Source organism: Flavobacterium sp. (genome assembly GCF_049318185.1).
In the GTDB taxonomy this organism is placed as follows: domain Bacteria; phylum Bacteroidota; class Bacteroidia; order Flavobacteriales; family Flavobacteriaceae; genus Flavobacterium.
In genome coordinates this window covers 1-1,727 of record NZ_JBMOGV010000226.1, presented here as the reverse complement: position 1 = coordinate 1,727, position 1,727 = coordinate 1, and the positions used below count along the sequence as shown (strand labels likewise).

The 1,727-nt window shown below is 32.0% G+C and carries 2 protein-coding genes; both read left to right on the top strand.

Annotated elements, in window-relative coordinates:
- The first annotated feature begins 373 nt into the window (after nt 1–373).
- Nucleotides 374–733, top strand: a complete 360-nt coding sequence (locus ACOYLT_RS11850) for a hypothetical protein (RefSeq protein WP_422854041.1) — start codon at nt 374–376, stop codon at nt 731–733.
- 16 nt (nt 734–749) lie between these two features.
- The gene (locus ACOYLT_RS11845; RefSeq protein WP_422854040.1) at nt 750–1,607 is read left to right on the top strand and encodes a hypothetical protein; all 858 of its coding nucleotides are present in this window, start codon (nt 750–752) and stop codon (nt 1,605–1,607) included.
- Nucleotides 1,608–1,727 lie beyond the last annotated feature (120 nt).

The window sequence follows — 1,727 nt, the reverse complement described above, 5'->3', positions numbered from 1 at the left end:
ATTTCAATAAAAAAGCCACTTACGAAAAGTGGCTTTTTTGTTGAATGCTGTTATTTAATGATAATCAATCAATTAGATGCTTTTTGCCCCTAAAAATATGCGACATGTCGTAAAACTATTTTTATTACTTTTATCCAACAAACATTAAAAAAACGACTATGAGTAAAATTAAATTTGAAAAAATCCTTTTAAAATCGTTTCTTTTTCTTTCTTTGTTTTGACTCTAGCTATGTTTTCTTGTAAAAGCCCAGTTATAAGTACAACTAAATTTGAAAAATATACATTGAGGCTTTCAGATTTCATAAAAAATAGCTATTATGGGGATGTAAATGGAATATCAACCTCACATGTAAATTACCTCGTAACTATAACTGTGCTTGAACTGATTAATTCTCGATATGAGAAAGTTAGGTCATACAAAGAAAAGAGTCCCACTGGACCTGATAAGTCTATTTTTGAAACCTCCATTGATATTCCCGTGGGACCTCCTTTCAAAGTAGATGTAATTGTAGACGCAATTGAATGTACTGCATCTCCCTCCTATGGTTGTAATAGTGAAATAAGAAGGATAGGTCAAGATGAATTTCAATTTAATGGCGGAAAGCCATATTGGTCAGCCGTCCAAGGGTATCAAAGTACACCATCCGGAAACTTGCTTACTATGAGGCCATACCCAGCTGCTAGAAATAGCGATGGCTCAGGCACTTGTGGTTGTCTAATAAAATTAAAATAAACGAAATAAAAAAAATATGAAAAAGTATACCTTAATCTTGTCATTTCTTTTCTTATTTCTAGGTTGTAAAAAAGCTAGTCAAGAATTTTCAAGCAAAAGCCAAATAGAAATTGGAGAACTTGTAAAGCAATATTTAGAAACACAAAATATTCAGTTTGATGGGAATATCTCGATTATTTCAGACAAATTGGGTAGCACAAGAGGTCCGTTAAATATTCCAACCATAATGGTAGATGGAAAACTTTTTAGTGATAAAATAAAAAAAACTTCAAGTAATTTCGGAAATTTAGTAATTGAGGATATTGATATCCCTTTCATAAATAGCCCTACGTCACCAGGATATAATTTACAAAGTTTATTAGCATCTGATTTTACTACTCAAAAATTAACTGGATTATTTGGGCGAAGAGTAAAAATTGATATTCCTAAATCTTCAACTAGTAGTGTTGTTAGATCACTTGTGAATCAAAAATCAAACAGCACTGACGATGGGTTTTACATACCATCGCAAATTGAAATGGATCCCGGGCCTACAAATGATTTTTCTCTTCCAAGAGGCCAAAATATTACTATTAATTGGAATCCTGATCGCAATAACCCCTCTCAATCTATATTTCTGGGTATTATTGATGACAATACTAACGACCCAATCAAAGCTGTACTTTCAGAATTACTTTTTTTCAAAGAAATTCCGGATAATGGATCATTTTCTTTGCCAAGGACTTTATTAAGTCAACTTTCCATTAACAATCGAGTTACACTTTTTATTGCCAGAGGAAATTTTGAGATTTACTCTGATGCTTCTACTTCTTCAAATATCTTAGTACAAGCCTTAACTACGTCCGTAATACCATTCATGTCAATACGGGAATAACCAATTTATTTTCTATGCGTATAAAATTTTTTGTGCTAATTTTTTTTCTAACTACTTTGAAGCTTTGTAGTCAAGAAGTCGTTTTGGAGTCTGGGATTTCTTTTTCCAACATGAAATATA